This window comes from Shewanella sp. S1-49-MNA-CIBAN-0167 (assembly GCF_040310145.1).
In the GTDB taxonomy this organism is placed as follows: Bacteria; Pseudomonadota; Gammaproteobacteria; order Enterobacterales; family Shewanellaceae; genus Shewanella; species Shewanella psychromarinicola.
On the sequence record NZ_JBEOPO010000341.1, the window covers coordinates 1 to 261 of the forward strand.

1 protein-coding gene is annotated in these 261 nt (G+C 45.6%); it reads left to right on the forward strand.

The genetic code is table 11. The features are described from left to right. Positions 1–261 (forward strand): methyl-accepting chemotaxis protein (locus AAEZ00_RS21555; protein ID WP_351089991.1); only part of this gene is annotated, 261 nt, incomplete at both ends.

Consider the following 261-nt stretch of genomic DNA (forward strand, 5'->3'; position numbering starts at 1 on the left):
TTCGACTATCAATCAATTGTCTAAAGACGTTGAACAAGTCGGTGAAGTGATTGAGTCGCTAGCGACACACACTAAATCAATTGGCAGTATTTTAGATGTTATTCGTGCCATTTCAGAGCAAACCAACTTACTGGCACTGAACGCAGCCATTGAAGCCGCTCGCGCTGGAGAAGCTGGACGAGGCTTTGCTGTGGTTGCAGATGAAGTACGTAACTTAGCTTCTCGCACCGCTGCATCAACCAACCAAGTGCAAAATATGAT